At 71.8% G+C, this 26,750-nt stretch carries 19 protein-coding genes; 9 read left to right on the top strand and 10 right to left on the bottom strand.

The window, feature by feature from the left end:
- Window position 1: 1 nt before the first annotated feature.
- The gene (locus AC07FK_RS19940) at window positions 2–1,348 is read right to left on the bottom strand and encodes a UDP-glucose dehydrogenase family protein (protein WP_479106504.1); all 1,347 of its coding nucleotides are present in this window, start codon (window positions 1,346–1,348) and stop codon (window positions 2–4) included.
- Window positions 1,349–1,524: 176 nt separating this feature from the next.
- On the opposite strand from AC07FK_RS19940, the gene AC07FK_RS19935 reads away from it, so the two are divergent.
- Window positions 1,525–2,682, top strand: a complete 1,158-nt coding sequence (locus tag AC07FK_RS19935; protein WP_479106232.1) for an acyl-CoA dehydrogenase family protein — start codon at window positions 1,525–1,527, stop codon at window positions 2,680–2,682.
- Between the two features lie 70 nt (window positions 2,683–2,752).
- Here AC07FK_RS19935 and AC07FK_RS19930 read toward each other — a convergent pair whose 3' ends face one another.
- Complete coding sequence (locus AC07FK_RS19930; protein WP_479106231.1) at window positions 2,753–4,012, bottom strand: LCP family protein; 1,260 nt, start codon at window positions 4,010–4,012, stop codon at window positions 2,753–2,755.
- 107 nt (window positions 4,013–4,119) lie between these two features.
- On the opposite strand from AC07FK_RS19930, the gene AC07FK_RS19925 reads away from it, so the two are divergent.
- Window positions 4,120–4,671: an acyl-CoA thioesterase gene (locus AC07FK_RS19925; protein ID WP_479106230.1), complete on the top strand. Its 552-nt coding sequence runs from the start codon at window positions 4,120–4,122 to the stop codon at window positions 4,669–4,671.
- Between the two features lie 9 nt (window positions 4,672–4,680).
- Here the strand turns inward: AC07FK_RS19925 and AC07FK_RS19920 are convergent, their stop codons facing one another.
- Window positions 4,681–6,108 carry an LCP family protein gene (locus AC07FK_RS19920; RefSeq protein ID WP_479106229.1) on the bottom strand — a complete coding sequence of 476 codons (1,428 nt, stop codon included), beginning with the start codon at window positions 6,106–6,108 and terminating at the stop codon, window positions 4,681–4,683.
- Between the two features lie 124 nt (window positions 6,109–6,232).
- On the opposite strand from AC07FK_RS19920, the gene AC07FK_RS19915 reads away from it, so the two are divergent.
- Complete coding sequence (locus AC07FK_RS19915) at window positions 6,233–7,249, top strand: glycosyltransferase family 2 protein (protein ID WP_479106228.1); 1,017 nt, start codon at window positions 6,233–6,235, stop codon at window positions 7,247–7,249.
- Between the two features lie 65 nt (window positions 7,250–7,314).
- On the opposite strand, the gene AC07FK_RS19910 is transcribed toward AC07FK_RS19915, so the two are convergent.
- The 4 genes from AC07FK_RS19910 to AC07FK_RS19895 all read right to left on the bottom strand — a co-directional run bounded on the left by AC07FK_RS19910 (window position 7,315) and on the right by AC07FK_RS19895 (window position 13,201).
- Window positions 7,315–8,997, bottom strand: a complete 1,683-nt coding sequence (locus AC07FK_RS19910; RefSeq protein ID WP_479106227.1) for an LCP family protein — start codon at window positions 8,995–8,997, stop codon at window positions 7,315–7,317.
- 31 nt (window positions 8,998–9,028) lie between these two features.
- Window positions 9,029–10,750, bottom strand: a complete 1,722-nt coding sequence (locus tag AC07FK_RS19905) for an LCP family protein (protein ID WP_479106226.1) — start codon at window positions 10,748–10,750, stop codon at window positions 9,029–9,031.
- A gap of 219 nt (window positions 10,751–10,969) precedes the next feature.
- Window positions 10,970–12,274 carry an LCP family protein gene (locus AC07FK_RS19900; RefSeq protein WP_479106225.1) on the bottom strand — a complete coding sequence of 435 codons (1,305 nt, stop codon included), beginning with the start codon at window positions 12,272–12,274 and terminating at the stop codon, window positions 10,970–10,972.
- A 162-nt stretch (window positions 12,275–12,436) separates the two neighbouring features.
- Window positions 12,437–13,201, bottom strand: coding sequence for a TIGR03089 family protein (locus tag AC07FK_RS19895; protein ID WP_479106224.1), 765 nt, complete (start codon window positions 13,199–13,201; stop codon window positions 12,437–12,439).
- Between the two features lie 138 nt (window positions 13,202–13,339).
- Here AC07FK_RS19895 and AC07FK_RS19890 point away from each other — a divergent pair, with 138 nt between their 5' ends.
- From AC07FK_RS19890 to AC07FK_RS19880, 3 genes are all read left to right on the top strand, one after another.
- The gene (locus AC07FK_RS19890; RefSeq protein WP_479106223.1) at window positions 13,340–14,725 is read left to right on the top strand and encodes a peptidoglycan recognition protein family protein; all 1,386 of its coding nucleotides are present in this window, start codon (window positions 13,340–13,342) and stop codon (window positions 14,723–14,725) included.
- Between the two features lie 77 nt (window positions 14,726–14,802).
- Window positions 14,803–15,885 (top strand): mannose-1-phosphate guanylyltransferase, encoded by a 1,083-nt coding sequence (manB, locus tag AC07FK_RS19885; RefSeq protein WP_479106222.1) that lies wholly within the window; start codon window positions 14,803–14,805, stop codon window positions 15,883–15,885.
- Window positions 15,886–15,925: 40 nt separating this feature from the next.
- Complete coding sequence (locus tag AC07FK_RS19880; RefSeq protein WP_479106221.1) at window positions 15,926–16,936, top strand: DNA-3-methyladenine glycosylase family protein; 1,011 nt, start codon at window positions 15,926–15,928, stop codon at window positions 16,934–16,936.
- A gap of 282 nt (window positions 16,937–17,218) precedes the next feature.
- Here the strand turns inward: AC07FK_RS19880 and AC07FK_RS19875 are convergent, their stop codons facing one another.
- The 3 genes from AC07FK_RS19875 to AC07FK_RS19865 all read right to left on the bottom strand — a co-directional run bounded on the left by AC07FK_RS19875 (window position 17,219) and on the right by AC07FK_RS19865 (window position 20,179).
- Window positions 17,219–18,475, bottom strand: coding sequence for a coenzyme F420-0:L-glutamate ligase (locus AC07FK_RS19875; protein ID WP_479106220.1), 1,257 nt, complete (start codon window positions 18,473–18,475; stop codon window positions 17,219–17,221).
- Window positions 18,476–18,699: 224 nt separating this feature from the next.
- A complete protein-coding gene (cofD, locus tag AC07FK_RS19870) occupies window positions 18,700–19,656 on the bottom strand; it encodes a 2-phospho-L-lactate transferase (protein WP_479106219.1) in 957 nt (318 codons plus the stop codon).
- A gap of 13 nt (window positions 19,657–19,669) precedes the next feature.
- The gene (locus tag AC07FK_RS19865) at window positions 19,670–20,179 is read right to left on the bottom strand and encodes a cysteine dioxygenase (protein WP_479106218.1); all 510 of its coding nucleotides are present in this window, start codon (window positions 20,177–20,179) and stop codon (window positions 19,670–19,672) included.
- A gap of 746 nt (window positions 20,180–20,925) precedes the next feature.
- On the opposite strand from AC07FK_RS19865, the gene AC07FK_RS19860 reads away from it, so the two are divergent.
- From AC07FK_RS19860 to AC07FK_RS19850, 3 genes are all read left to right on the top strand, one after another.
- Entirely contained in the window at window positions 20,926–21,189 is a 264-nt protein-coding gene (locus AC07FK_RS19860; RefSeq protein ID WP_028810740.1) for a WhiB family transcriptional regulator, read from the top strand.
- 257 nt (window positions 21,190–21,446) lie between these two features.
- On the top strand, window positions 21,447–25,199 hold the full coding sequence (locus tag AC07FK_RS19855; protein ID WP_479106217.1) for a glycosyltransferase family 2 protein: 3,753 nt from the start codon (window positions 21,447–21,449) through the stop codon (window positions 25,197–25,199).
- Complete coding sequence (locus AC07FK_RS19850; protein ID WP_479106216.1) at window positions 25,196–26,743, top strand: DUF5719 family protein; 1,548 nt, start codon at window positions 25,196–25,198, stop codon at window positions 26,741–26,743. Before AC07FK_RS19855 ends, AC07FK_RS19850 begins: the two co-directional genes overlap by 4 nt.
- Window positions 26,744–26,750: the final 7 nt, after the last annotated feature.

Below are 26,750 nucleotides of genomic sequence, written 5' to 3'. Positions count from 1 at the left end.
GCTACGCCTTGGGGCGGCCCATGGCCCGGTACGTCCAGCCCGCCTCGCGCCACAGCTCCGGGTCCAGCGCGTTGCGCCCGTCCAGGATCAGCCGCTCGGAGGCCACCTCGCCCAGCACCGCCGGGTCCAGCTCCCGGAACTCGCGCCACTCCGTCAGGTGCAGCACCACGTCCGCGCCGCGCACCGCGTCGACGGCGGTCGGGGCGTAGCCCAGAGTCGGGAAGAGACGCTGCGCGTTCTCCATGCCCTTGGGGTCGTAGACCGTGACCTGGCCGCCCTGGAGGTGGATCTGCCCGGCGACGTTGAGCGCCGGGGAGTCCCGTACGTCGTCCGAGTCCGGCTTGAACGTGGCGCCCAGCACCGCGACCCGCTTGCCCAGGAACCCGCCGCTGCCGCCGACCGCCTCGCGCGCCAGCTCGACCATGTGCCCGCGCCGGCGCATGTTGATCGAGTCGACCTCGCGCAGGAAGGTGAGCGCCTGGTCGGCGCCCAGCTCGCCCGCACGGGCCATGAACGCCCGGATGTCCTTCGGGAGGCAGCCGCCGCCGAAGCCGATGCCGGCCCGCAGGAACTTCTTGCCGATCCGCTCGTCGTACCCGATCGCCTCGGCCAGCTTCACGACGTCGCCGTCGGCCGCCTCGCAGACCTCGGCCATCGCGTTGATGAAGGAGATCTTCGTCGCCAGGAAGGAGTTCGCGGACGTCTTCACCAGTTCGGCGGTCGGGAAGTCCGTCACCACGAACGGCGCGCCCTCCTCGATCGGCCCGGCGTACACCTCGCGGAGCAGCTTCTCCGCGCCCTCGCTCTCCACGCCCGCCACGATCCGGTCCGGGTGCAGGGTGTCCTGCACGGCGAACCCCTCGCGCAGGAACTCCGGGTTCCACGCGAGTTCGGCGTCCGTTCCCACGGGCGCCAGCTCCGTGAGCAGCGCCGCGAGCCGGGCGGCGCTGCCGACCGGGACGGTCGACTTGCCGACCACGAGGGCGGGCCGCGTGAGCTGCGGCGCGAGCGAGGTGAAGGCGGACTCGACGTAACTCATGTCGCACGCGTACTCGCCGTGCTTCTGCGGCGTGTTCACGCACACGAAGTGCACGTCTCCGAACGCGCCGACCTCCTCCCAGGAGGTGGTGAAGCGCAGCCGCCCGCTGGAGCCCTCGATGCCGGCGACGTGCTTGCGCAGCAGCTCCTCGAGCCCCGGTTCGTACATCGGGACCCGGCCGGCGGACAGCATCTCGATCTTCTCGGGCACCACGTCGAGGCCCAGCACCTCGAAGCCCAGCTCAGCCATGGCCGCGGCGTGGGTCGCGCCGAGGTACCCGGTGCCGATCACAGTGATCTTGAGGGCCATGTGGTGCTCCAGAGAGGTACGGGCAGACATTCGCCGGTCGAGCATAGTCCGGCCCGGGGGCGGGAACCTGTCCCCGTGTCGCCGCCTGTCGGCAAGCTCACGTATCCCCGCGGGCGGCCCACCCCCTAAAATTGGGTTACTTAACGGTAGTTAGCATCCTTGGGGAGTGAGAGACCTTGGCAGGCTCGCCTGATTTCGACCTGTACCGCCCGTCCGAAGAGCACGACATGCTCCGTGACGCGGTGCGCTCGCTCGCCGAGGCGAAGATCGCGCCGTACGCCGCCGCGGTCGACGAGGAGGCCCGCTTCCCGCAGGAGGCGCTCGATGCCCTGGTGGCCAACGACCTCCAGGCCATCCACGTCCCCGAGGCGTACGGCGGCGCGGGCGCCGACGCGCTGGCCACCGTCATCGTCATCGAAGAGGTCGCGCGCGTCTGCGCCTCCTCCTCGCTGATTCCGGCGGTCAACAAGCTCGGCTCGCTCCCGGTGATCCTCTCCGGCAGCGAGGACCTGAAGAAGAAGTACATGACGCCGCTCGCCAAGGGCGAGGGCATGTTCTCGTACGCCCTGTCCGAGCCGGACGCAGGCTCCGACGCGGCCGGCATGAAGACCAAGGCGGTCCGCGACGGCGACTACTGGGTGCTCAACGGCGTGAAGCGGTGGATCACCAACGCGGGCGTCAGCGAGTACTACACGGTCATGGCCGTGACCGACCCGACCAAGCGCTCCAAGGGCATCAGCGCCTTCGTCGTCGAGAAGTCGGACGAGGGCGTCTCCTTCGGCGCGCCGGAGCGGAAGCTCGGCATCAAGGGCTCCCCGACCCGCGAGGTCTACCTCGACAACGTCCGCATCCCCGCCGACCGCATGATCGGCGAGGAGGGCACCGGCTTCGCCACGGCGATGAAGACCCTGGACCACACCCGCATCACCATCGCGGCCCAGGCCCTCGGCATCGCCCAGGGAGCCCTCGACTACGCCAAGGGCTACGTCCAGGAGCGCAAGCAGTTCGGCAAGCCGATCGGCGACTTCCAGGGCGTCCAGTTCATGCTGGCCGACATGGCGATGAAGATCTCCGCCGCCCGGGCCCTCACCTACCAGGCCGCCGCGGCCTCCGAGCGCGTCGACGCCGACCTCACCTACCTCGGCGCGGCGGCGAAGTGCTTCGCCTCCGACGTCGCCATGGAGGCCACCACGGACGCGGTCCAGCTCCTCGGCGGCTACGGCTACACCCGCGACTACCCGGTCGAGCGCATGATGCGTGACGCCAAGATCACCCAGATCTACGAGGGCACCAACCAGGTCCAGCGCATCGTCATGGCCCGCAACCTGCCGTAGCGCACGGCGAACTCCACGCACGGCGAAGGGGCCCGGACGGTGATCCGTCCGGGCCCATCGCCGTGACCGGTCAGTTGCCGGTGACGGTGACCTTCTCGTCGTTCTTCAGCTGCTCCACGAGCTGCGCGACCTTCGCCTTGTCCCAGACCAGGTTGCCGCCGTTGCTGCCCGAGATCGGGATGTTCATCGACGTGCCGTCGCCGCCCGTGACGCCCTTCATCGCGAAGAACATCTGGCTCAGCGACCACAGGCTCATGTCCTCGTCGACGATGAGCGTGTCGAGGCCGGCGCCCATGGTCGGGTAGAGCTTGAACGGGTTGAGGATCGTGCCCGGCGTCGCCGTCTGGCTCGCCAGCGCCGCCAGGAACTTCTGCTGGTTCTTCGTACGGTCCAGGTCGCTGCCCGCGAACGCGTACCGCGTGCGGACGAAGGCCAGGGACTGCTCGCCGTTCAGCGTCTGCTTGCCGGCCTGGAAGTCGGCGCCCGACTTCTTGTCCTTGAACGCCTTGGGGATGTCCATCTCCACCCCGCCGATCGCGTCCACGATGTTGGCGAAGCCGGCGAAACCGATCTCGACGTAGTGGTCGATGCGCAGCTTGGTGTTGTGCTCGACGGTACGGACCAGCAGCTCCGGTCCGTCCTCGGCGTACGCGGCGTTCAGCTTCACGCGCCGGCCCTGGCCCGGGAAGGTCTTGCCCGACTCCGAGCCGACGAAGGACGGGATCTCCACCTCGGAGTCGCGCGGCAGCGAGATGAGGGTCGGGCCGTTGGAGCCGTCGTGGAGGATCATCATCGAGTCGGTGCGCTTGCCCTCGGCCGACCCGGTGTGCAGCTTCTTCTTGTCGTCGGCCGACATGCCCTCGCGGCTGTCGGAGCCCACGATGAGGTAGTTGGTGCCGTCGCCGGCCTCCGGGCGCTCGATGACCTTCGACAGGTCGACCTCGCGCTTGAGCTTGCCGTCCGCCCAGAAGTACGTGCCGACGGAGACGGCGAGGAGCACGACGACCAGCGTCAGCGACCCCAGCTTGATGCGGCGTCTCCAGTCCGGCGCCGGACCCACCCGCGGTCCGCGGGGCGGCCGGCCGCCGCCCCCGCCGTAGACCTGGCCGGTGTTGTAGCCGTCGCCGCGGGAGCCCTGGCCGTACCCGTCGTCGTAACCCTGCGGCTGCGACGGCACCGGGCGGTGCGCGGGAGGCGCCGGGGAGGCGGGCGGCGGCACCTGGCCGCGCTGCACATGCCTCATCACGCGCGCGCCCTCGGGCTGCGCGCCGCCGCTGCCGCGTCCGTGCGGGTCGCTGCGGTCGTTCCATCCGTCCGGCCAGTCGCTCATGCGGACCAGTGTGCAGGGAAGGGGCGGGGCGCTTACAGGGTGGGTGGGAAATCGGGGCAGGGCTGTTGCGAAGCTGATGCAATGTGCCCGCGCATAAGGTGGAGGGCATGACAGATCAGTCCCAGCCGGAAGAACATATTCCGGGCAAGCCCACCGCGGCGTCCCGCACCACGCTCAGCCACATCATGACCGGCAGCGACACCAACCTCCTCGGCACGGTGCACGGCGGCGTGATCATGAAACTGGTGGACGACGCGGCGGGCGCCGTCGCCGGACGGCACTCCGGCGGGCCGGCCGTCACCGCCTCCATGGACGAGATGGTCTTCCTGGAGCCGGTGCGCGTGGGCGACCTGGTCCATGTCAAGGCGCAGGTCAACTGGACGGGCCGGTCCTCCATGGAGGTCGGCGTACGGGTCCTCGCCGAGCGCTGGAACGAGTCGACCCCCGCCACGCAGGTCGGCAGCGCCTACCTCGTCTTCGCCGCCGTCGACGCCGACGGCAAGCCCCGCCGCGTGCCGCCCGTCGTACCCGAGACGGAGCGCGACCGGCGGCGCTACCAGGAGGCCCAGATCCGCCGTACGCACCGCCTCGCGCGGCGCCGCGCCATCAAGGAGCTGCGGGACAAGCGCGCCGCCGAGGGCCTCGACACGGAGATGTGACGCGGGCCGCTACGGGCAGACGACCTGGTCGCCGGTGACCGCGCCGAACGCGCCCTGGCCCGGCTCGTCCGCCCGTACCGCCCGCACCTCCTTGAAGTCCGTGCCCGCCATCACCTTCAGCAGCCCGCCCTGCCCCTCCACCGCCCGCAGCTCGCAGCCGGGCAGCGCCACCTGGAGCGACTTCGCCGAGCGGTCCCAGCGCGGGTCGTACATGACGAGCGTGCGCTTCACGTCGTGCCGGTCGGCGTCCTCGGGGGCCCGGCTGGTCCGGAAGCCGGTGGCGCGCAGCGCGTCGTCCACGCGCCGGCCCAGGCCGCGGATCAGCGTCCCGTTGTAGACCTGTACGGCGATCTGCTGCGGCGCCACGTCCACGACCGCCGCCTTCCTGCGGGCCCGCAGCGGCGCGAGCGGCTTGTCCTCACGCAGGTGCTGGAACAGCTTCTTCGCCTTCGTCTCGTCCCACTTGACGGTCGAGCCGATGCCCTCGACGGTGGTGTTGACCCCGGTGACCGGCACGGACGTGAACTCCGACGACGCGGGCTTGAAGCCGCGCATCGCCTGCCCCAGGGCCAGCATCTGCTCCGTGCCGAAGCCCCTGTCCGCCCGTACCGAGCCGAGCAGCGTGGACGTGACCTCGCGGAACTTGACCGGGTTCAGCAGGACGCCGGCCGTCCCCGCCTTGGCGATGAACGCGGCGAGGAAACGCTGCTGGCGCTGCATGCGGCCGAAGTCGGCGGCGCCGTCGATGTGCCGGGAGCGGACGTACTGGAGGGCCTGGCCGCCGTTCAGCCGGTGGGTGCCGACGGGCAGGTCGAGACCCGTGTAGGCGTCCTTGAGCGGGCGGACCGTGCAGACCTCCACCCCGCCGATCACGTCCACCGTCCGCATGAAGCTGGTGAAGTCGACCTCCAGGTAGTGGTCGATCTTCACCTTCGTCATGTGCTCGACGGTCCGTACCGTGAGCCCGGGACCGCCTTCCGCGTACGCCGCGTTGATCTTCGCCGGGTGTGCGTTGTGGTGCTTGCCCGTGGACTGGTCGGTGTGCTCCGGGACCTGCGCGTAACTGTCGCGCGGCAGACTCACGACACTCGCCCGCTCCTTGTCCGCGGAGATGTGGACCACCATGATCGTGTCGGTGCAGTGGCACGGCTCACCGCCCAGCCGGTACTTCCGCCTCTCCTCCGCCGAGATCCGGTCGCGGCCGTCGGTGCCGACGAGCAGGATGTTCGTGCCGTGGCCGGGCGCGGGGCGGTTCTTCATGTCCTTGAAGGGGTCGACCCGCTCGATGCCGGTCTCCATCCCGGAGACCACGGCGTGACCGATGCCTCCCGCGCACAGCACCAGGACCGAGATCGTGGTGAACAGGCGCATCGACCACTGCGGGCGCTCTTCCCGCCTCCGGCTGCGGCCCTTCTGCGGACGGGGCGACTGGGGCACGTGGGGAACCTCCGCGAGGGCATGGGGGGATCAGCAGCAACGTAAGCCCATACGATCAACGACCCCGGGCAGCGACGCGGCCGCCGCGCGACCGTGTCCCCCGTTCGCGGTAACGTGACCCCCGATGAACGCCACACCCGCAGTCTCCGTGATCATGCCGGTCCTCAACGAGGAGCGGCATCTGCGCAACTCGGTCCGCCACATCCTGGAGCAGGAGTACGACGGCGAGATGGAGGTGGTGATCGCCATCGGCCCGTCCTCCGACCGGACCGAGGAGATCGCCGCCGAGCTGGTGCGCGAGGACCCCCGCGTCCACACCGTCCCGAACCCGACGGGCCGCACCCCCGCGGCGCTGAACGCCGCCATCAAGGCGTCCCGGCACCCCATCGTGGTGCGGGTCGACGGCCACGGGATGCTCTCGCCGAACTACATCGCGACCGCCGTGCGACTCCTCGAGGAGACCGGCGCGCAGAACGTCGGCGGCATCATGCACGCCGAGGGCGAGAACGCCTGGGAGGACGCGGTCGCCGCCGCGATGACCTCGAAGATAGGCGTCGGCAACGCGGCGTTCCACACGGGCGGCGAGGCCGCTCCGGCCGAGACCGTGTACCTGGGCGTCTTCCGCCGTGAGGCGCTGGAACAGCAGGGCGGCTACAACGAGGAGTTCATCCGCGCCCAGGACTGGGAGCTGAACTTCCGGATCCGCGAGGCGGGCGGCCTGATCTGGTTCTCGCCCGAGCTGCGCGTCCAGTACCGCCCGAGGCCCTCCGTCAAGGCGCTGGCCAAGCAGTACAAGGACTACGGCCGCTGGCGCCACGTGGTGGCCCGCTACCACGCCGGTTCGATCAACCTGCGTTACCTCGCGCCGCCGACCGCCGTCTGCGCGATCGCCGCGGGCCTCGTCGTCGGCGCCGCGCTCACGCCGTGGGGCTTCGTCGTACCGGCCGGCTACCTGGCGGCGATCGTGGCGGGCTCGGTCCCGGCCGGCAAGGGCCTGTCGCTGAAGGCACGCGCGCAGATCCCCGTCGCCCTGGCGACGATGCACATGTCCTGGGGCTACGGCTTCCTGACGAGCCCCCGCTCCCTGGCCAGGAAGGTCATCGCGAGCCGCCGCCCGGCGGTCCGGCCCACGACGGTCTGACGGCCGCGGGCAGGCCCCCGTACGACGAAGGTCCTGCCCGCCGGCCCGCTGTCAGCCCGCCGCGGTCACCAGGTGAATCCCGGCTGCACCGTCATGCAGGCCTTGCTGTCCTCGCCGTTCAGCGCACGGCCCGACTTGAGGGCCTCCGCTGTGCTCTTGCCGTCGTCCTTCGCCGCCGACTCGGGGTACGCGCTGCCGGTGCGCCAGTCCGCGCCCACGACCAGCGTGACGCCCGAGACGTCCGTGGACTTCTTCGCCGAACTCAGCGGCAGCCCAAGCGATTTGGCGACGGCCTGGGCGTCGCCCTCCAGGTCCGCGCTCGGGAAGTACACCGTCGTCCGCTCCAGCGGGACGCGCCGGGTGTCGGCCTTCGCCTGCGCGAAGCCCTTCTCCACGAGCACGCCGGCGATGTCCGCCGCACGTCCCGTCGCCGAGCCGAGGGCGTCCGTGTAGGTGCCGTTCTGGACCATCACGCCGATCTCCGCGTCCGGCGCCGCCGGGTCCTCGGACGCCTTCGGCTTCTGCTTCTTCGAAGCCCTGCCGTCCAGCGGGGTGTCCTCCCGGACCATCTTGAAGAGCAGTTCGGCCTCGCCCGGCTTGGGCAGGACGCGTCCGCCCTGCGGCACCCACGGCATGGTGGCCATGGTGATGCGCGCCGTCGGGACCTTCTTGAGTTCCTCGCCGAGTGCGTACAGCTTCGCGACGGTGTCGAGCTCCCTGTCGACGGTGAGGGCCCCGGTGGCGGCCTCGGCCAGCTTCCGCAGCTTGTTCGGGTCGCTGAGCTTGGTGTTCTTCTTCAGCTCGCGGACCATCGAGTTCATGTACATGTGCTGGCCGTGCGTACGGGCGAGGTCGGTGCCGTCCTCGAAGCCGTAACGGGTGCGCAGCCATTGGAGGGCCTGCTCGCCCTTGACGTAGGTCGTGCCCTTCTCGAGCTTCAGGCCCGAACCCGCCCCCTTGCTGTTGCGGGAGTGCACGTTGTCGGTGACACAGACCGGGACGCCGCCGATGGCGTCGGCCATGGAGACCACACCGGAGAAGTCGATCATCATGAAGTGGTCGATGGTGATGCCGGTCAGCTCGTACCAGGTGGCGACCGTGCAGCCCGGACCCCCGCGGCCGAGACTCTGGTTGGTCATCCGCAGATTCGTCGTCGCCGGGTAGACCTCGCCGGTTTCCGGGTCGGTGCACTTGGGCATCTTCAGCAGGGTGTCGCGCGGCATGCTGATGACCGAGATGTTGCTGCGGTCGGCGGACACGTGCAGCAGCATCTGCACGTCGGCGAGCGGCGGGCTGTCGAAGGTGTCCCTGGCGCCGCCGAGCCGCTTGTTGGCGTCGGAGTTACGCGCGTCCGAGCCGATGAGCAGGATGTTCAGCGGCGTCTGGCCCGCGGCGTTGGCCTTGTGGTCGGCCATCGGCCTGTCGCCGAGGTTGAGTTCTTCCTTCTTCAGCGTGCTGTTGAGGTGGCGGTAGTACAGGTATCCGGCGCCGGCCGTGCCGAGTATCAGCAGGGACAGTACGGCGGCGACCCAGCGCAGCACCCGCCGCTTGCCGCCCCTGCCGCCGCGTCTGTGCCCGCTGCCGCGCCGCCGCGGCGGGCCGCCGCCCTCGGACACGGAGGGCGCCGTGCCGGCGCCGGCTCTCGCGGGTCCGCCCCTGCCCCGGTCTCGTTCGCCTGCGCTCCGGACGCCCCCTCGCGTCCCCTCCTCACGCACGCTGTTGTATCCCACCCCTGGCCCCCCTGTCATTCGGGCGCCGGACAGTCCGGTGGCCCGAGTTTCACTGTGCGCAGATCTTCTTGTCTGCTTCGACCTTGTCCACCTCGGGCGCCTTCACCGGTCCGGCGATGGGCACCCCTTCGCCCTTGAAGTCGGCGCCGAGCGTCAGGACCATGGCCTGCATCTCGCCCGCGTCGTCGGCGCCCTTCTTCATCGCCGTGGCGGGCAGGCCCATCAGGTCCGCCAGCTTGCGCGCCTGGTCGGCCTGGTTGGGCGCGTACTCAAGCGTAGTCTTGTCGATCTTCTCCGGGGCGTTGCTCTTGTTCGTGGACTTGAGCACGCCCTTCTCGACCTGCAGCCAGTTCAGCGTCTTCTGCGCGGCCCCTGCGGTGTCGCTGCCGTTGTAGACGTCGACGCGCACCTCGGAGGCGTCGGCCCTGGGTCCCTTGAGCAGCGCGGCCTGCTTGCTCTTGGCGGCCTTCTCCTTCTTCTTCACCTCGGTGAAGGAGGTGTCGCTCTGGAGCATGCTGAAGACCTGGGGGGCCTTGACCGGGTCAAGGACGACGGTGGCGCGGATCTTCTCGGCGGGGTTGTCGATCACGGGGATCGTCGTGAACGTGATGTTCTTGAGGTTGATCCGGCCCAGTTCCTCGGCCAGTCCCTTCAACTGCGAGATCTCGCCGAGCCCCTGGTCCACCGTGAGCGCCTTGGTGGCCGCGTCCGCGAGTGCGAGCATCCGCTTCGGGTTGCCGAGCGTCTCTTCCTTCATCTTGCGGATCATCGAGGCGATGAACTGCTGCTGCATCTTGATCCGGTCGAGGTCGCTCTCGTTGCCGAGGCCGTGCCGGTTGCGCAGGAACGCCAGCGCCTGCTCGCCCTCCAGGGTGTGGTCGCCTGCGCCCAGATCGAGCTTGGAGTAGTCGTCGTCCTTGATGGGCTTGGTCAGGCAGACGTCCACACCGTCGATCGCGGTGGTCAGCGTCTTGACCGCGTTGAAGTCGGCCATCATGAAGTGGTCGATCGGTACGCCGGTGATCTGCTTGACCGTGCGCATGGTGCAGCCCGGGTCACGGCCGGCCACGCCGAAGCTCTCGTTGAACTTCGTGTACGACTTGCCGGTAATGATCTTGGTCGAGCCGTCCGGCTGCTTGGTCGGGCAGTCCGGGATGTCGGTCATCAGGTCGCGGGGGATGCTCAGCGCGGTCGCGTTGGTCCGGTCCTCGGACACGTGGAAGAGGAACGTCGTGTCGGCGTGCCCCGTGGTGTTCTCCCGGTCGCCGTAGCCCTCGTTGCCCTTGCCGGTGCGCTTGTCCGTACCGATGATCAGGATGTTGAGGGGGCCGTCCTTGAGGCCCCCGTTGGCGGCGTCACCGACGTCGATCTTGTTGATGTTGCCGTTGAGCCGGTCGTAGAGCATGTACCCGCCGACCGAGACGCCCACGAGCAGGAAGCCCATGACGCCGCCGGTCCACACGAGCGCCTTCTTCTTGCCCGACTTCTTCGCCTTGCGCTTGCGCCGGCCCGCCTGCGGGTCGGAACCGCCCGCGCCCTTGCCGTCGGAGCTGTTCGCGGCCCGTCGGCCGCGCTGCGCGGGAACCTGTCGCCGTGGGGCCGTGGCCACGTCGGCGGCGCCTCTTCTGGAGCGGGGGCCTCTGGGGGACGCGGCGGGCGACTTCCCTGCGGATTGGTCCAGTCGCAATTCGTAATCACCGGTGGCCGGGTTCAGCACCCACTGGTCTGCCGGGTCGATTTCTTCGGCCCGCCCACGGTTTTGCGCATCCACGGTTGCTTGAGTCCTCCGTCGGGTGCCACATGAGGCGCCTCCCCCCAGGCCCTCTGGCGTTCTTTCCAGCAGTGCGACCTCAGGGCCGGAAGCACCGGATCGCGTCACACTATCTGCCCAGTTCAGCGCGGGGCGACGTCCGTGACAAATTCCACTCCCCTTACAACTGGGCAATACGCCCAATCCGCGTCAGTGGCCGGGCATGCCTTGGTCATGGCTTTACTCGCACTCGTCCGTGGCGGCATTGCTGCCGGTGAAAGTCGGCGTCGGCGCCGGGCTCGTCGCGCCCGCGTCGTCCGGCTTCTCGTCGGCGCTGCCTTCGCCCTGCTCGGCCTGCTTCTCCGACCCCGCGGGTACGACCGAGACCGGCGCGTCCTCGCGCAACTGCTCGAACAGACGGCCCGCGTCCGGCTCCACGAGCTCGTCGCGGTTCGGGTCCTGCCGGTACGGCTGCCGGGGCACCGTCATGAACTGCACCTGCTCGGTGGGGATGTTCCGCATGCCGCGCACCAGGTTGTACAGGTCCTTGAGCGAGTCGAGCCCGGGATCGGTCGTCAGGGACTTCGTCGCCGCGTCCAGCACCGGGTACAGCCGCGTGGGGTTGAGCAGCACGCCGTTGCTCTGCACCTTGTTCACCAGCGCGCCGAGGAAACGCTGCTGGCGTTCCATGCGCTCGGTGTCACTGCCGTCGCCGATGGTCTTGCGGGCCCGTACGAAGCCGAGGGCCTGCTCCCCGTTCAGCTTCTGGCGGCCCTTGTCGAGCCGCAGCAGGGCGTCGTCGTCGTCGATCGGCTCCTTGAGGCAGATCTCGACGCCGTGCACCGCGTCGACCATCCCCTTGAAGCCGGCGAAGTCGACGACCATGTGGTGGTCCACGCGGATGCCGGTGAGTTTCTCGACCGTACGGATCGTGCACGCCGTACCGCCGAGCTCGAACGCCGAGTTGAACTGGGTGAGCTGTTTGGCCGTACGCGCCCCGTCGGGCTTGCGGCAGCTCGGCACCTCGACCATCAGGTCGCGCGGCAGCGAGACGGCCGTGGCGCTTTTGCGGTCGCCAGCCAGGTGCAGCAGGATCGTCGTGTCCGAGCGCTGGGTGCCCTCGTCCGCGCCGTACTTGCTGTTGCCCTTGCCGGAGCGGGTGTCGGAGCCGATGAGCAGGATGTTCTGGGCGTCCACCGCGATGGGCGTGGGACGTTCCTTCTCGTACTCCTCCAGCTCGGCGGCGGCGGTGGTGTCGGTGGTGATGTTGCCGTCCAGCGTCCGGTAGAGCCACCAGCCGATGCCGGCCGCGAGCAGGAGGGCGAAGGACGCGCCGAGGGCGGTCCAACGGAGCCAGCGCCGGGAGCCGTTGGCGTCCGCACCGGCGCCGTCCCCCTCGTCCGCGCCGGTCTTCGGCTCGGCCTTCTCCTCGGTCTTGGCCTCGGCCTTGGGCTCCGCCCCGCCCGCACGCGTGGCCCGGTCCTTCGCCTCGCCCTCCTCGGCCGGTGTGTCCGGTCCGGAGGGCGTGCCAGCACTGTCGGTCACGTCTGCGTCCATCCTTCACGGAGTCGGCGGCGCGCTGGGCCGCCGGTCGCAGGGGTAGACGGCCGAACCTCGCGCATGGTTGTGCGGTGTACCGCCGATCATCCACCGGAGCCCGGCCCTCCGGCCGCAGGGCTCGGCAGCCCTGGGCCGGACGGGTGGCACTCAGGGAGCCTGCGGCACCACCGTGTTGGTGACGCGCTCGCTCTCGGTCCGCTGGGCGAGTCCCTCCTCGGAGAGGCGGTCGAGGTTCCGGCACAGCACCACGGACCCGCCGGCGGCGAGCGGCGCGAAGAGGCCCGACGAGAGCCCCTCCCAGGTGTCGTACGCCAGTCCGGACAGCAGCCGTGCCCCGGGGGCGAGTCCCAGCGCCTTCGCGTCCGCGCGGGCCCGGTCGACCGCCTCGGCGCCGGTGAGCTCCGCGCCGCCGACACGCAGCGCGGGCCCGTCCGGGTCGACGGGCGCGTACGGCGCGAAGCGGTCGCCCTGCCCCGGCACCTCGACGGCGTAGTCCGCGAAGCCCGCGGGCGGCTGCGGGAAGCGGCCGCCCAGGGGGCGCAGCGCGAGCGCCACCCGTTCGCCGCCGCAGGCGCGCGCCCGCTCCAGCGTGTCGGGTCCGGAGACCACGAGGTCAGCGTCGGCCGGGTCGCCGCCGATGTCGGCGGTGACGCCGACCGAGGAGCACGCGAGCAGCCAGACGGCGGTCTGCCAGTGCGCGGGCAGCAGCAGCGCGAGCCGGTCGCCGGGCGCGGCGGCGAGGTCTCCCTGGAGCAGATTGGCGGTCTTGGCCACCCAATTGGCGAAGGTGGCGACAGACAGTTCCACGCGTTCGCCGGTGGCGTCGTCGTAGAAGGTGACCAGTGGCTGGGCCGGGTCCGCGGCGAGCGCGGATCGCAGCAGGTCGGCGGGGGTGCGATCGGTGGCGTTCACCCGCGCAAGAGTACGCCGCGCCGTCGGGCGGGGGCCGGGTCGCCCGGGGTGCGGGAGGGCTGCCCGTACACCGGTCGGCCGACGAGGCGTCAATTTCCCAATGGACATATTTGTCTGCTTATGTCCAAGATCTGCTCCATGCGTGCATTCCTTGCTTCCGCGATCGGAGTCGCGTGCGCCGCGGCTCTGGTCCTGCCCACCGCCGCCTTCGCCGCTCCGGTCCCCGCCAGTACGGCGCCACCGGGCTCCACCCAGTCGCTGCCCCTCGTGCCGCTCGTGCCGGACGCTCCCGGCGACGACCGCGCCGCGGGCACCGTCCCACAGGGCCTGACGGAGCGTGACGCCAGGCCGTTCTCGCTCGTCGGGGTCGTCTGGGACGACGCCGGGGCCGAACTCCACGGCACGGTCCAGGTCCGTACCCGCTCCACCGGAACGGGCGCCTGGACCGGCTGGCAGTACCTCGAAACCCACAACCACGAACACGCCGCCGACTCCGGCACGCCGGAACGCGAGGCCGGGAAGGTCCGCGGCTCGACCGCGCCCCTGTGGGTCGGCGCCAGCGACGGCGTGGAGGTACGGGTACGCCCCGAGGAGGCCGCCGCACGCGGCGCCGCCCCCGCCCGGCTCCCGTCCGGCCTGCGCCTCGAACTGGTGGACCCCGGCGACGACCCGCCGGCCGGCACGACCACCACCGCCGTCGAGGCGGCGCCCGACGCCGCCGACGTCAACGCCGACGACAGCGCGGCCCAGACCGGGGCCGAGGACAGGGACGACCCCCGCACCACCCTCATGACCGCTGAGGACGCCGCGGCCTCCGCCGTCAACGCCGATCTCGCGCCGCTGGGCGCCACCGAGGTACCCGCACTCACCAAGGCGGAGACGGAGGACGAGACGTTCGTACTGGGCGGCGGAAAGCCGCTGATCGGACCCCGTCCGCGCATCGTCACGCGCAAGGGGTGGGGCGCCAACGAGCAGCTCCGCGAGCGCAACTTCGTCTACACCAAGCGGGTCAAGGCGGCCTTCGTGCACCACAGCGCGACCGGCAACAACTACAGCTGCTCGCAGGCCGACTCCGTCCTGCGCAGTATCTACCGCTACCACGTCAAGAGCAGCGGCTGGCGCGACTTCGGCTACAACTTCGCCGTCGACAAGTGCGGAAACATCTACGAAGGCAGGGCAGGCGGTGTGGCCAAGCCGGTCCTGGGGGCGCACACTCTCGGTTTCAACAGCAACAGCACGGGCATCGCCGTTCTCGGTACCTACAGCAAGTCCGACCCACCCGCCGCCGTCGTCAACGCCGTTGCCCGTCTGACCGCCTGGAAGCTCGGTCTGTACGGCGCCGACCCGCGCGCCAAGACCACGCTCAAGTCCGGCGGCGGCAACCGCTACAAGAAGGGCACCGTCGTCAAGCTCAACGTCATTTCCGGACATCGGGACGGATACGCCACCGACTGTCCGGGAGGCCGCCTCTACAACAAGCTCGACGAGGCCCGGGACGCCTCCGCCCGCCTGCAGGGGCGCTGACCGGGTCGTATCGAACGGTCTGCATACACTGGCCTGCCCGTACCCGGCCGGCCCCAGCAGGAAGCAGAGACGACAAGGTGACTGAAGCGATCCTCCTGGTCGGCGGCAAGGGCACCCGGTTGCGCCCGCTCACCGTGCACACACCCAAGCCCATGGTCCCGGCGGCCGGTGTGCCCTTCCTCACCCATCAGCTGGCCCGCGCCCGGGCGGCCGGAGTCGAACACATCGTCCTCGCGACGTCGTACCTCGCCGAAGTCTTCGAGCCGTACTTCGGCGACGGCTCCGCCCTCGGTCTGCACCTGGAGTACGTCACCGAGGAGGAGCCGCTCGGCACCGGCGGCGCGATCCGCAACGTGGCCTCGCGCCTCCACTCGTCCCCCGACGACCCGGTCCTCATCTTCAACGGGGACATCCTCACCGGTCTCGACATCGGCGCCCTCGTCTCCACGCACACCGCGTCGGGCGCCGACGTCTCCCTGCACCTCACCCGCGTCGAGGACCCCAGAGCCTTCGGCCTCGTCCCCACCGACCCCACGGGCCGGGTCACGGCCTTCCTGGAGAAGCCGCAGACCCCCGAGGAGATCGTCACCGACCAGATCAACGCGGGTGCGTACGTCTTCCGCCGCTCGGTCATCGACACGATCCCCACCGGCCGCCCCGTCTCCGTCGAACGCGAGACCTTCCCCGACCTGCTGTCCTCCGGCGCGCACCTCCAGGGCATGGTGGACTCGACGTACTGGCTGGACCTCGGCACCCCGCAGGCGTTCGTACGCGGCTCGGCGGACCTGGTGCTGGGGCGGGCCCCGTCCCCGGCGGTGCCGGGCCGCTGCGGTGACCGCCTGGTGCTGCCGACCGCGTCCGTGGCCGCCGACGCGAAGCTGACCGGCGGCACGGTGGTGGGGGAGGGCGCCACGGTCGCCGAAGGCGCACGCGTGGACGGCAGCGCGATCCTCGCCGGAGCCGTGATCGAGGCCGGCGCGGTGATCACCGACTCCCTCATCGGCGCGGGCGCCAGGATCGGCGCCCGCACCGTCGTGTCCGGCGCCGTCGTCGGGGACGGCGCCACCGTGGGCGCGGACAACGAGCTGCGCGACGGCGTACGGGTGTGGTGCGGCGCCGCGCTCCCCGACGCCGCGCTCCGCTTCTCGTCGGACCAGTAGGCTCGAAGCCCACGCACATCCCGACCCAAGGACCGCACCCGTGTCAGGCCGCTTCGCGCCCCGCCCCGTCACCCGCACCTCGGTGCGGGGCGGCGACACGGCCCCGACCGCGCCCGTCCCGCGCCAGAGCGCACCGGTCCCGGCCGCCCGCACCCGCACCTGGACCCCGCCGGGGCCGCTCGACCTCGCGCTGGTGCTGGGACCGCTCCGGCGCGGCCCGGCCGACCCGACGTTCCGCGCGACCCCCGACGGCGCCTTCTGGCGCACCTGCCGCACACCGGCCGGCCCGGGCACCCTGCGGGTGGCCGCGAGCGCAGGCGCCGTGCAGGCGACGGCCTGGGGCGAGGGCGCCGACTGGCTCCTGGACGAGCTGCCGTCCCTCCTCGGCTCCCTGGACGACCCCTCCGCCTTCGTACCGCGCCACCGCGTCGTCGCCGAGACCTGGCGCCGCCGCCCGGGCCTGCGGCTGGGCCGTACGGGTCTGGTCGTCGAATCCCTGATCGCGTCCGTCCTGGAACAGAAGGTCACCACGGACGAGGCGTACCGCGCCTGGCGCCTGCTGATCCGCAAGTACGGCGAACCCGCCCCCGGCCCGGTCGACGGCCGCATGCACGTCACCCCCTCACCGAGGACCTGGGCACTCGTCCCGTCCTGGGAGTGGCACCGCGCGGGCGTGGACAGCAAGCGTTCCGCGACGATCCTGCGAGCGGTACGGGTGGCGAGACGCCTGGAGGAGGCGTCCACGATGCCCCTGGAACAAGCCTCGGCCCGCCTGCAGCTGATCCCGGGCATCGGCCCCTGGACGGCCGCGGAGACCCTGCAGCGCAGCAACGGAGCCCCTGACGCGGTCTCGGTCGGCGACTACCACCTGCCGAGCACCGTCGGCTACGCCCTGGCAGGCGACCGCGACGCGGACGACGACGCCATGCTGGAACTCCTGGCCCCGTACGCCGGCCAACGCCACCGCGCGGCCCGCCTGATCCTCCTCTCAGGCAGAACCCCACCCCGCCGCGCCCCCCGAATGACCCCGGGCAACATAGCGGCCCTCTGACCCCCACACGACGACGGACCGTACCGACCCCTCCAACGGGCACGCACGTCCGAACGGGCACCATCCCGGCCCCCCACATGGCGCCGGGAGGGGACGTGCCGGGGCGCTCCCCGCAGGACGCCGAACGCAACCACCCCGAACCGACCGCAGCGCTACCCGAACGTTCGGCGCCCGAGGAGACGCCCCGGCGCGGCACCGACCCCGAAGCCCCGGCCCGGCACAGTGCGCGAAGCCCCGCACCGACCCCGAAGCCCCGGGCCCGGCCGCGCGCCCCCGGCCCCGCTACCGCACCTCGACGTACGCCGCAGAATCCCGCGCCGCCCGTTCCTTCGGCGCAGCCGCCGCATGCCCCACCGCCACCGCGCCCATCGGATCCCACCCCTCCGGCAACTCCAGCACCTCCCGCACCACATCCCGGCAGAACATCGTCGACGAGACCCACGCCGACCCCAGCCGCTCCCCGGCCAGCGCCACCAGGAAGTTCTGCACACCCGCGCCCGCCGCGACCACGAACATCTCGCGCTCCGCCGCGTCCCTGCGCGCGTCCCCGTACGTGTGCGAGCCGTCCATCACCATGCACGGCACCACCAGGTACGGCGCGTTGCGCAGCACGTCCCCCCGCCGCACCCGCTTGGCGATGGACTCCTCCGACTTCCCGTCGGCCCGGAGGTCCGCCACCCACGCGTCACGCATCGCGTCGAGCAGCGCCACCCGCGCCGCCTCCGACTCGACCAGGACGAAGCGCCACGGCGTCGTGTGGTGCGGCGCCGGCGCCGTGACCGCCGCGGCGACCGCACGCCGTACCGCGGCCGGATCCACCGGCTCGTCCGTGAACTCCCGCACCGTACGCCGCTGCGTGACCGCTTCCCGTACGGCCTCCGACGTCCCGAGGCGGAACATGTCGTCGGCCGCCGGCCGGACGAGGCCGCGGCTGCCGCCCTCCGCCCCCACGAGGTGCGCGAGCCCCCGCACCACCGCGACCGGCAGCCCCTCGGCCTTGCCCTTCACTAGATCGCCGGCCGCGGCCAACTCGTCCGCGACGGCGACGACGGTGACGTTCAGCGGATTGCCGTACGCGTCGGTTCCGCCCCGCAGATCGTCGAGGACCCGCACCCCCGCGGCGCCGATCGCCACGTCGGTCAGGCCGTTGCGCCAAGGCCGCCCGAAGGTGTCCGTGACCACGACGCCCACGTCCACGCCCAGCGCGTCCCGAAGGCCGTCCCGGATCAGGCGCGCCGAAGCGTCCGGGTCCTCGGGGAGCAACAGCACGGTCCCGGCAGCGGTGTTCGACGCGTCGACGCCGGCCGCGGCCATCACGAGCCCCTGGCGGTTCTCGACGATACGAAGGGCTCCGCGCCGCGCGACCACGCGCACGGTCTCAGCGTCGATGGCCGCCTCACGGTCCGCCGCCTCCATGACGCGGCCCTCCGCCTTGCTCACGATCTTGGAGGTGACGAGCAGGATGTCGCCGTCGACGAGCCCGGGCCGGGTGGCGGCGATCAGCCGGGCGATGTCGTCCCCGCCCCGGACCTCGGGCATCCCCCGAACAGCCCACACCTGGAACTCCGCCGCGGGCCCGGCACCGGCAGCCACACCCGCCACCGCCACGGTCTTCGTCCCCGCACCAGGCACCGTGTCCGCACCCGGAGCCGCACCCGGAGCCGGCACCGCACCCGCCCCCGGAGCCGACCCCGCACCCGCCCCCGGAGCCGGCACCGCACCCGCCCCCGGAGCCGGCACCGCACCCCGCGCACCCCCCGAGCTCACGCCCGTACCTCCTCCGCCAGCGCCAGCGCCTCCCGGGCCATGGCGGCCGTGGCCTCCACGTCGGTCATCATCAGCGGGACCGCCCGGCACCGGACGCCCGCGCTCTCCACCTCGTCCACCGCGCCCGCGTCCACCGTGTCGACGAGCCACCCGTCGAGCAGCCCCGACCCGTAGTGCAGGGCGACGGCCGCGGCCGTGGACTCGACGCCCACCGCGGCCAGCACCTTGTCGGCCATGCCCCGCACCGGCGCGTCGCCGACGATCGGCGAGAGTCCCACCACCGGCACCCCCGCGTCGGCGATCGCCTCGCGCATGCCGGGCACGGCCAGGATGGTCCCGATGCTCACCACCGGGTTGGACGGCGGGAAGAGGATGACGTCGGCCGAACCGATCGCCTCCAGAACCCCCGGCGCAGGCTTCGCCTGCTCCGCGCCCACCGGCACGACGGCCTGCGCGTCCACCGACGCGCGCAGCTTCACCCAGTACTCCTGGAAGTGAACGGCCTTGCGCTCCCCGTCGATGTCGACCGCGACATGCGTCTCGATGCGGTCGTCGGACATCGGCAGCAGCCGCACCCCCGGCTGCCACCGCTCGCACAGCGCCTCGGTGACCGCGCTCAGTGGATAGCCCGCGCCGAGCATCTGCGTACGGACGATGTGCGTCGCGAAGTCGCGGTCGCCGAGCCCGAACCACTCCGGCCCCACGCCGTACGCCGCGAGTTCGCCCTTGACCTGGAAGGTCTCGTCCGCACGCCCCCAGCCCTGCTCCTCGTTGATGCCACCGCCGAGGGTGTACATCACGGTGTCGAGGTCGGGGCACACCTTGAGCCCGAACAGATGAATGTCGTCACCGGTGTTGCCGATGACGGTGATGTCCGCGTCAGGCGCGGCCGACTTGAGGCCGCGGAGGAAGCGAGCGCCACCGATACCGCCTGCCAGAACCACAATGCGCATGCACAGCAGTCTGTCAGGCCCGTACGACATCCTGGGCGGCCGGGGACGAGCACCGCGCCGCGTGCATCGGCATCTCGGTGAGTCCGGGGAAGTAGACGTGCAGGCTGACGGCCGGCTCCAGCGCGTCATTGACGACATCGTGGGCGTACCCCGGCGCGAACACCCGCTGCGCGCCCGCCCCCAGCGTGCGCCGCGCCCGCCCCTGCCCGGTGTGCTCGGTCAACTCTCCCTCGAGGACGGTGAGGACGCCGGAAGAAGGGCCGTGGTCATGCATACCGCTGCCCTGACCGGGCACCCAGCTGAGCAGCCAGACCTCGTACCCGGGTCCGGTGCGCAGCCGGTGGTACCAGCGGCTGGTGGCGTCGTACGAAACGAGGTGTTCCCACTGCGCGCGATCGGCGGCGATGGAACGGGCGAGGCCGGCGAACTCGGCGACGGTTGCCGGGTGCTCGCGGGCGGGCTGGAGAAGGTGCTGGACGGCGAGGATGTCGCCGGCGATCTGGAGGTCGCTGTCGCTGTTCATGGTGCGGGGGTTCCTCGGCATGAGTGCTCGGGTGTCGCAGGAAGAGATGTCGCGAGACGCGGACGCAAGATGGGTGCAGCGACCGGAAGCGGACCGCTACGGAGAGTCAGCTGGAGCGCGGAGGCTTCAACAGCTGGAACAACAGCAACAGGAACACGAAGCGCCGAACCGGACCTGGGCAGCGCCACGGGACCCACGGGTGTGGGTGCGGGAGAGCGCTGCGGTCATCGGCATGGGTTCAAGGAGACCCGGTCGCTCACGCGCTGTCAACTGGATGACCGTTTTGGCCGCAATGTTTCACCTCATCCGGGTAGCGGGTCCGGAGAAAGGTTTGTGCAACGGAGAGTGCGGACACATGCCGCAACAACCCTGCATGCAAACGTCGCCAAGGGGTCGCGCTCGGTGCAACCGGCGCAAACCGGCGCGACGCGGGCGGCAGGTGCGACCCCGGGTGTGATCCCGATCGCTTCCGCGCGCCGGCCGCAACAAGATCAAACCCCGTCGCATCTCTCCTTGGAGAGGGGGTCGCGGAGGGGCTGTGGATGAGCCGGTGGCGTGTGTCACCGTTTTTGGCGATTTGAACACTTTCCGCATAGCTTTGGTTCCGCAGAGTGAATAACCGGCTCAATAGCAGATCTCGGCTTGACTGCCCCGGATCCGCGCACTTGTAATTTCACTCGTGTCGTTCGGCCGAAAACGGCAACGACTACAGCACGGGGACTGCAAAAGACAGACGAGGGGCGCACATGACCGAGCTGTTCCAGCAACTGCTGGTCGAGGACGCGGACGAGGAAATCGGCTGGCAGGAGCGCGCTCTGTGCGCCCAGACCGACCCGGAGTCCTTCTTTCCCGAGAAGGGCGGATCCACCCGCGAGGCCAAGAAGGTCTGTCTCGCCTGTGAAGTCCGCTCGGAATGTCTCGAGTACGCGCTCTCCAACGACGAACGGTTCGGTATTTGGGGCGGTCTGTCGGAGCGCGAACGCCGACGACTGAAAAAGGCGGCCGTCTGACCGCGACCCGCCCGATCCGGTCGCACCCGACCGTCGCGCTCGGCGCTTATTGATCAAATGGCACAAGCGTGCACGTATCAACCGGTCCGTCGCCCGGCCCCAGGCCGCAGGCGGCGGACCGTTGTGTTGCCCAGCCGTTAGTGTGGGGCGCTGTCCGAGACGCATCAACGCCCCCACGGGTCGCGCGCGTCGACGCAGTCAGACAGCAGCCTTCCGGGGGGCGACCCCCGGACCCCGGCCGGAGGGCCCGTACCCCGATGTCCGTGCACAGCCAAACGTCGGCGCCGTACGCGGCGGCCGCTCCCGAGTTCCCCCGGCATGTCGTCACCGCCGTGCTCGTCTCCCACGACGGAGCGCGCTGGCTGCCCGACGCCCTCGCCGGTCTGCTGGGGCAGGAACGCCCCGTGCAGAACGTCGTCGCCGCCGACACCGGCAGCGCGGACGACTCCGCCGAACTCGTCACCGAGGCCATCGGTCCCGAGCGCGTGCTGCACCTCGCGCGCCGCTCCGGCTTCGGAACGGCCGTCGACGAGGCGGTCCGCAGCGCCCAGGTGCTGACCCCCGAGGACCTGCCGTACCTCAAGCGCCCCTCCGGCTGGGACCCGGTGAGCAGGACGTGGCGCGACGACGCGTACGACATGCCCGAACTGCCGCACGGCGAACCGGTGCAGTGGCTGTGGCTGCTGCACGACGACTGCGCGCCCGAGCCGGACGCGCTCGCCGAACTGCTGCGGGTCGCCGACTCCGACGAGCACGCCGCGATCATCGGCCCCAAACTCCGCGGCTGGTACGACAGGAAGCAGCTGCTGGAGGTCGGCGTCTCCATCGCCAACAGCGGCCGCCGCTGGACGGGCCTCGACCGGCGCGAGCAGGACCAGGGCCAGCACGACCAGGTCCGCTCCGTGCTCTCCGTGTCGACCGCCGGCATGCTCGTCCGCCGGGATGTGTGGGAGGAACTCGGCGGATTCGACCGCAGGCTGCCCCTCATGCGCGACGACGTCGACCTGTGCTGGCGCGCCCACGCCGCCGGCCACCGCGTCCTCGTCGCCCCCGACGCCGTCCTGCGGCACGCCGAAGCGGCCGCGCGCGAGCGCAGGCCCATCGACTGTGCCGGGCGCTCCGTCGCCAACCCGCACCGCGTGGACAAGGCCGGCGCCGTCTACGCGATGCTCGTGAACGCGCGGGGCGCCGCCCTCCCGTACGTCATGCTGCGCCTCGTCCTCGGCACGCTGCTGCGCACCGTCGCCTACCTCCTCGGCAAGGCGCCCGGACAGGCGGTCGACGAAGTCACCGGCCTGATGGGCACGCTGCTGCGCCCCGGCAAGATCCTCTCGGCCAGGAAGCGGCGCGGGAAGGGCAAGGTCGAGGCGAGCGAACTGCGGCCCCTCTTCCCGCCGGCCGGCGCCACCGTCAGAGCCACCGTCGAACAGGTCGCCGGCAGTTTCGGCTCCCGCTCCGAGCCCGAATCGGCCTCCGGTTCACGGCACGGCGTCGTCGAGTCGGGCCCCGGCGGCGACGACGCCGACTACCTGGAGATCGAGCAGTTCGCGCGGCTGAAGCGGATCGCCCGCAAGCCGGGCCCGGTGCTCTTCCTCCTGCTCCTCTTCGTCTCGCTCGTCGCCTGCCGCGGCCTCCTCGGCGGCGGCTCGCTCGCGGGCGGCGCCCTGCTGCCGGCCCCCGACGACGTGTCGGGCCTCTGGTCGCGGTACGCCGACGCCTGGCACCCCATCGGCACCGGCGGCACCCAGACGGCGCCGCCCTACCTCGCCGTGCTCGCCGCCCTCTCGGCCGTCTTCCTGGGCTCCACCGGGCTCGCGCTCACCGTGCTGCTGGTCTGCTCGGTGCCCCTGGCCGGCCTCACCGCCTACTTCGTCTCGCGTCCGCTCGTCGAGTCCCGGCTGCTGCGCGCCTGGGCGGCCGTCGCGTACGCGTTCCTGCCCGCCGCCACCGGAGCCCTCGCCACCGGGCGGCTCGGAACGGCCGTGCTGGCCGTCCTGCTGCCGCTCATCGCGCGGTGCGCCGTCTCCGCGAGCGGTCTGCGCGCCGGGGGCGGGCGGGCCGGCTGGCGCGCCGTCTGGGCGTACGCGCTCCTGCTGACCCTCGCGACGGCGTTCACGCCGATCGTGTGGCTGATCGCCCTGGTCCTCGGCATCGGCGTACTGGTCCTGCGGCGCGGCGACGTCACCGCGTACGGACTGCGCTTCCTCGCCGCGCTCGGCACCCCCCTGCTGATGCTCGCCCCCTGGTCGCTCTCACTCCTCACCAGCCCCTCCGCCTTCTTCCGCGAGGCGGGGCTCGACGTCGGCACGGGCCCGGCCGGCGCACTCGACCTGCTCGGCACGAGCCCCGGAGGCCCCAAGGCGGCCGGCGGGCTGCTGCTCGTCGGCGTCGTCCTCGCGGCCCTGGCGGCCCTCCTGCGCGGTGAGCGCACCTTCGCCATCCGCACGGCGTGGACCGTGGCGCTCGTCTCCCTCCTCTTCGCCGTGTTCGCCAACACCGCGGAGGGCTGCTGGGCCGGCCCCGCGACCCTCGTCTACGGCCTCGCGCTCATCGGCGCCACCGTGCTCGGCGCGGACGGCGCGCGCGAACGCGTCGCCACCCAGAGCTTCGGCTGGCGCCAGCCCGTCGCCGTGCTGATCGCCTTCGCCGCGGCGGCCGGACCGCTGCTCGCCGCCGCCGGATGGATGATCGGCGGCGCCGCGGGACCGCTGGAGCGGCGCGACCCGGTGCAGGTGCCGGCGTTCGTCGCGGAGGAGAGCGGCACCCGCGACCAGGCGCGCACCCTCGTCCTCGGCGGCACGTCCGCCGCGAAGGTCTCGTACACGCTCGTACGCGGCTCCGGGGCCCGCCTGGGCGACGGCGAGCTCACCGAGGCCGGCGGCGGCAGCGCCCGGCTCGACAGGATCGTCTCGAACCTCGTCGCCGGCTCCGGCGCCGACCAGGCCGACCAGCTCGGCGGGTACGCCGTCCGGTACGTCCTCGTCCGGGACGGGGCGCCGCGCTCCATGAGCCGCGTCCTCGACTCGACGCCCGGTCTGAGCCGGCTGAGCCAGCTCGACGGCAGCGCGCTGTGGCGCGTCGACCGCCAAGTCGCGCGGGCCGTGATCGTCTCCGGCGCCAAGGGCGGCGAGCCGCTGTCCGTCGCGTCGAGCCCGGTCGAGGCGCACACCGACATCCCGGCCGGCGAGGCCGGACGCGTCCTGCGCATCGCGGACTCGGCGGCCGAGGGCTGGCAGGCCACGCTCGACGGCCGCGTACTGGAGAAGAAGACCGTCGACGGCTGGGCGCAGGGCTTCGCACTGCCCGCCGAGGGCGGCCGGCTCGACCTCACGTACGAGGCTCCCGTCACCCACAGGGTGTGGATCTGGACCCAGGTGGGCCTCGCCCTGCTCCTCGTGGTGCTCGCGCTGCCCGGCCGCCGCCGGGAGGTCGACGACGACCTCCCCGAGGAGGAGTACGACATCCCCGCGCAGCCGGTCGCGGGCGAGGGCCGCAGGGCGCGCAGGCTGCGCGCGGCGGCGCAGACCGACGCGCCCCGGCCGGAGGACGAGCAGGAGCAGGCCGGCGACCAGCCGCCGGCCCCGCCGGCCGCGGACCCGTACGGCGAGCCGCAGCGGGAGCGGCAGGAAGGGAGCGGCGACGCGTACGCGTCGCCGCCCCGCGGGCAGCAGTACGACGAGTGGGACGCGCAGTCCTACGCGGGAGCCGAGTACGGGCAGCAGCAGCCGTACGGCGGTGAGGAACAGCACCAGGGCTACGGCGGCGAGCAGTACCAGGGCGATCCGTACCAGGCGGCCGGCTACGGCGACGGCGGGCAGTACGGGGCCGACCCGTACCAGCAGGGCCAGGACCAGTACCAGGGCGGCTCCTACCCGGAGGGCCGGTACCAGGCCGCCGACCCGTACCAGGAGGGTCAGTACGACCCCTACGGCTACGGACAGCAGCCGCAGCAGCCCTACGCCGACGGCAACGAGCCCGAGCAGCGTCCCGACGGGAGCGACAACCGATGAACCGCACCACCCTCTCCCTGATCGCCGTCGCCACCGCCCTGGCCGCGGTCACCGGGTTCGCCGCGGTCTCCGCGCCGGACGGCGGCGGTAAGGCCGCGACGGCCGGCGGCGCGAAGACCGCGGCGCGGATGCCGGTGGAGCGCTCCAGCCTGCTGTGCCCGGCGCCCAGCTCTTCCGACCTGGCGGAGACGACGTACACGTCGTTCACCCCGGCGGGCAAGGGCGGCGCGGACGCGAAGGGCGGCTCCGCCGAACTCGTCCCGACGGACGCGACCCTGGCGGCCTCGGACGACCCCGAGGACAAGAAGAAGGACAAGGACAAGGCCCGGGACAGGGGCGCGAGCAAGCCGGTCCTGTCGCTGGAGGAACCGGGCAAGCCCCGGACCGCCGACGCCAACACCGCCGAGGCCCCCGCTCTCGTCGGCTCGGCCGACGGGCTGCTGGCTCCCGGCTGGACCGCCCAGCAGACCACCAAGGTCACCGCGGGCCAGGGGCGGGGCCTGCTCGGCGTCAGCTGCACGCCGCCCGACACCAGCTTCTGGTTCCCGGGTGCGAGCACCGCCGCCGAGCGGCAGGACTACGTCCACCTCACCAACCCCGACGACACCGCCGCCGTCGCCGACATCCAGCTGTACGGCCAGGACGGCGCACTGGAGACGGACACGGGGGAGGGCATCACGGTCCCGGCCAGGTCCAGCGTCCCCGTGCTGCTGTCGACGCTCAGCGCCGACCGGGCCGAGAACGTGACCGTCCACGTCACCACCCGCACCGGCCGCGTCGGAGCCGTCGTACAGGCCATCGACGAGGAGGACGGCAGCGACTGGCTGGCGCCGTCCGCCGAGGCGTCCGCCGACGCGGTGCTGCCCGGCATCCCGGCGGACGCGACGTCCGTACGCCTGGTGGTCTTCGCGCCCGGTGACGAGGACGCCGACCTGAAGCTGCGGTTGGCGGGCCCCACCGGCACGATCACCCCGGCCGGCCACGAGAACCTGCACGTCAAGGCGGGCATGTCCATGGCCGTCGACCTCGCCGACGTCACGAAGGGCGAGGCGGCCTCCCTGCTGCTCGACCCGGCCGCGCAGAGCAGCCCGACCCCCGTCGTCGCCGCCCTGCGCGTGGCCCGCGGCAAGGGCGCCGCCCAGGAGATCGCGTACATCCCCGCGACCAGGCAGGTGGGGGACAGGGCCACGGTGGCCGACAACAGGGCGAAGGGATCGGTCCTCTCGCTGACCGCGCCCGGCAAGGCGGCCGAGGTCCAGGTGACCGCGTCGGCGGGCAGCGGCGGCGGAGAGCCCGTGACCAAGACCTACAGGATCGCGGCGGGCACCACGCTCGCGGTGACGAAGCCGCCGGCGCCGTCCGGGCTCAAGGGCTCGTACGCGCTGACGGTCGAACCGCGGTCGGGCGGCCCGGTGTACGCGTCGCGCGCGCTCGCCCTGCCCGAGGACGGCATCCCGATGTTCACCGTGCAGACGATGCCGGACGACCGGGGGACGGTCTCGGTGCCGGAGGCGGAACAGGACCTGTCGGTCCTGGACGACTGACCGCGCG

The sequence above is a fragment of the Streptomyces sp. NPDC046122 genome, from assembly GCF_056429965.1.
The sequence above is the reverse complement of the archived record's forward strand: the minus strand, read 5'-3'. Positions and strand labels throughout refer to the sequence as shown.

Excerpts from the sequence above, each read along its gene's own strand:
- AC07FK_RS19940 (WP_479106504.1), bottom strand. The coding sequence starts at position 1,348 with ATGGCCCTCAAGATCACTGTGATCGGCACCGGGTACCTCGGCGCGACC.
- AC07FK_RS19930 (WP_479106231.1), bottom strand. The coding sequence starts at position 4,012 with ATGAGCGACTGGCCGGACGGATGGAACGACCGCAGCGACCCGCACGGA.
- AC07FK_RS19925 (WP_479106230.1), top strand. The coding sequence starts at position 4,120 with ATGACAGATCAGTCCCAGCCGGAAGAACATATTCCGGGCAAGCCCACC.
- AC07FK_RS19915 (WP_479106228.1), top strand. The coding sequence starts at position 6,233 with ATGAACGCCACACCCGCAGTCTCCGTGATCATGCCGGTCCTCAACGAG.
- AC07FK_RS19910 (WP_479106227.1), bottom strand. The coding sequence starts at position 8,997 with ATGACAGGGGGGCCAGGGGTGGGATACAACAGCGTGCGTGAGGAGGGG.
- AC07FK_RS19890 (WP_479106223.1), top strand. The coding sequence starts at position 13,340 with ATGCGTGCATTCCTTGCTTCCGCGATCGGAGTCGCGTGCGCCGCGGCT.
- AC07FK_RS19875 (WP_479106220.1), bottom strand. The coding sequence starts at position 18,475 with ATGCCCGAGGTCCGGGGCGGGGACGACATCGCCCGGCTGATCGCCGCC.
- cofD (WP_479106219.1), bottom strand. The coding sequence starts at position 19,656 with ATGCGCATTGTGGTTCTGGCAGGCGGTATCGGTGGCGCTCGCTTCCTC.
- AC07FK_RS19865 (WP_479106218.1), bottom strand. The coding sequence starts at position 20,179 with ATGAACAGCGACAGCGACCTCCAGATCGCCGGCGACATCCTCGCCGTC.
- AC07FK_RS19860 (WP_028810740.1), top strand. The coding sequence starts at position 20,926 with ATGACCGAGCTGTTCCAGCAACTGCTGGTCGAGGACGCGGACGAGGAA.
- AC07FK_RS19855 (WP_479106217.1), top strand. The coding sequence starts at position 21,447 with ATGTCCGTGCACAGCCAAACGTCGGCGCCGTACGCGGCGGCCGCTCCC.
- AC07FK_RS19850 (WP_479106216.1), top strand. The coding sequence starts at position 25,196 with ATGAACCGCACCACCCTCTCCCTGATCGCCGTCGCCACCGCCCTGGCC.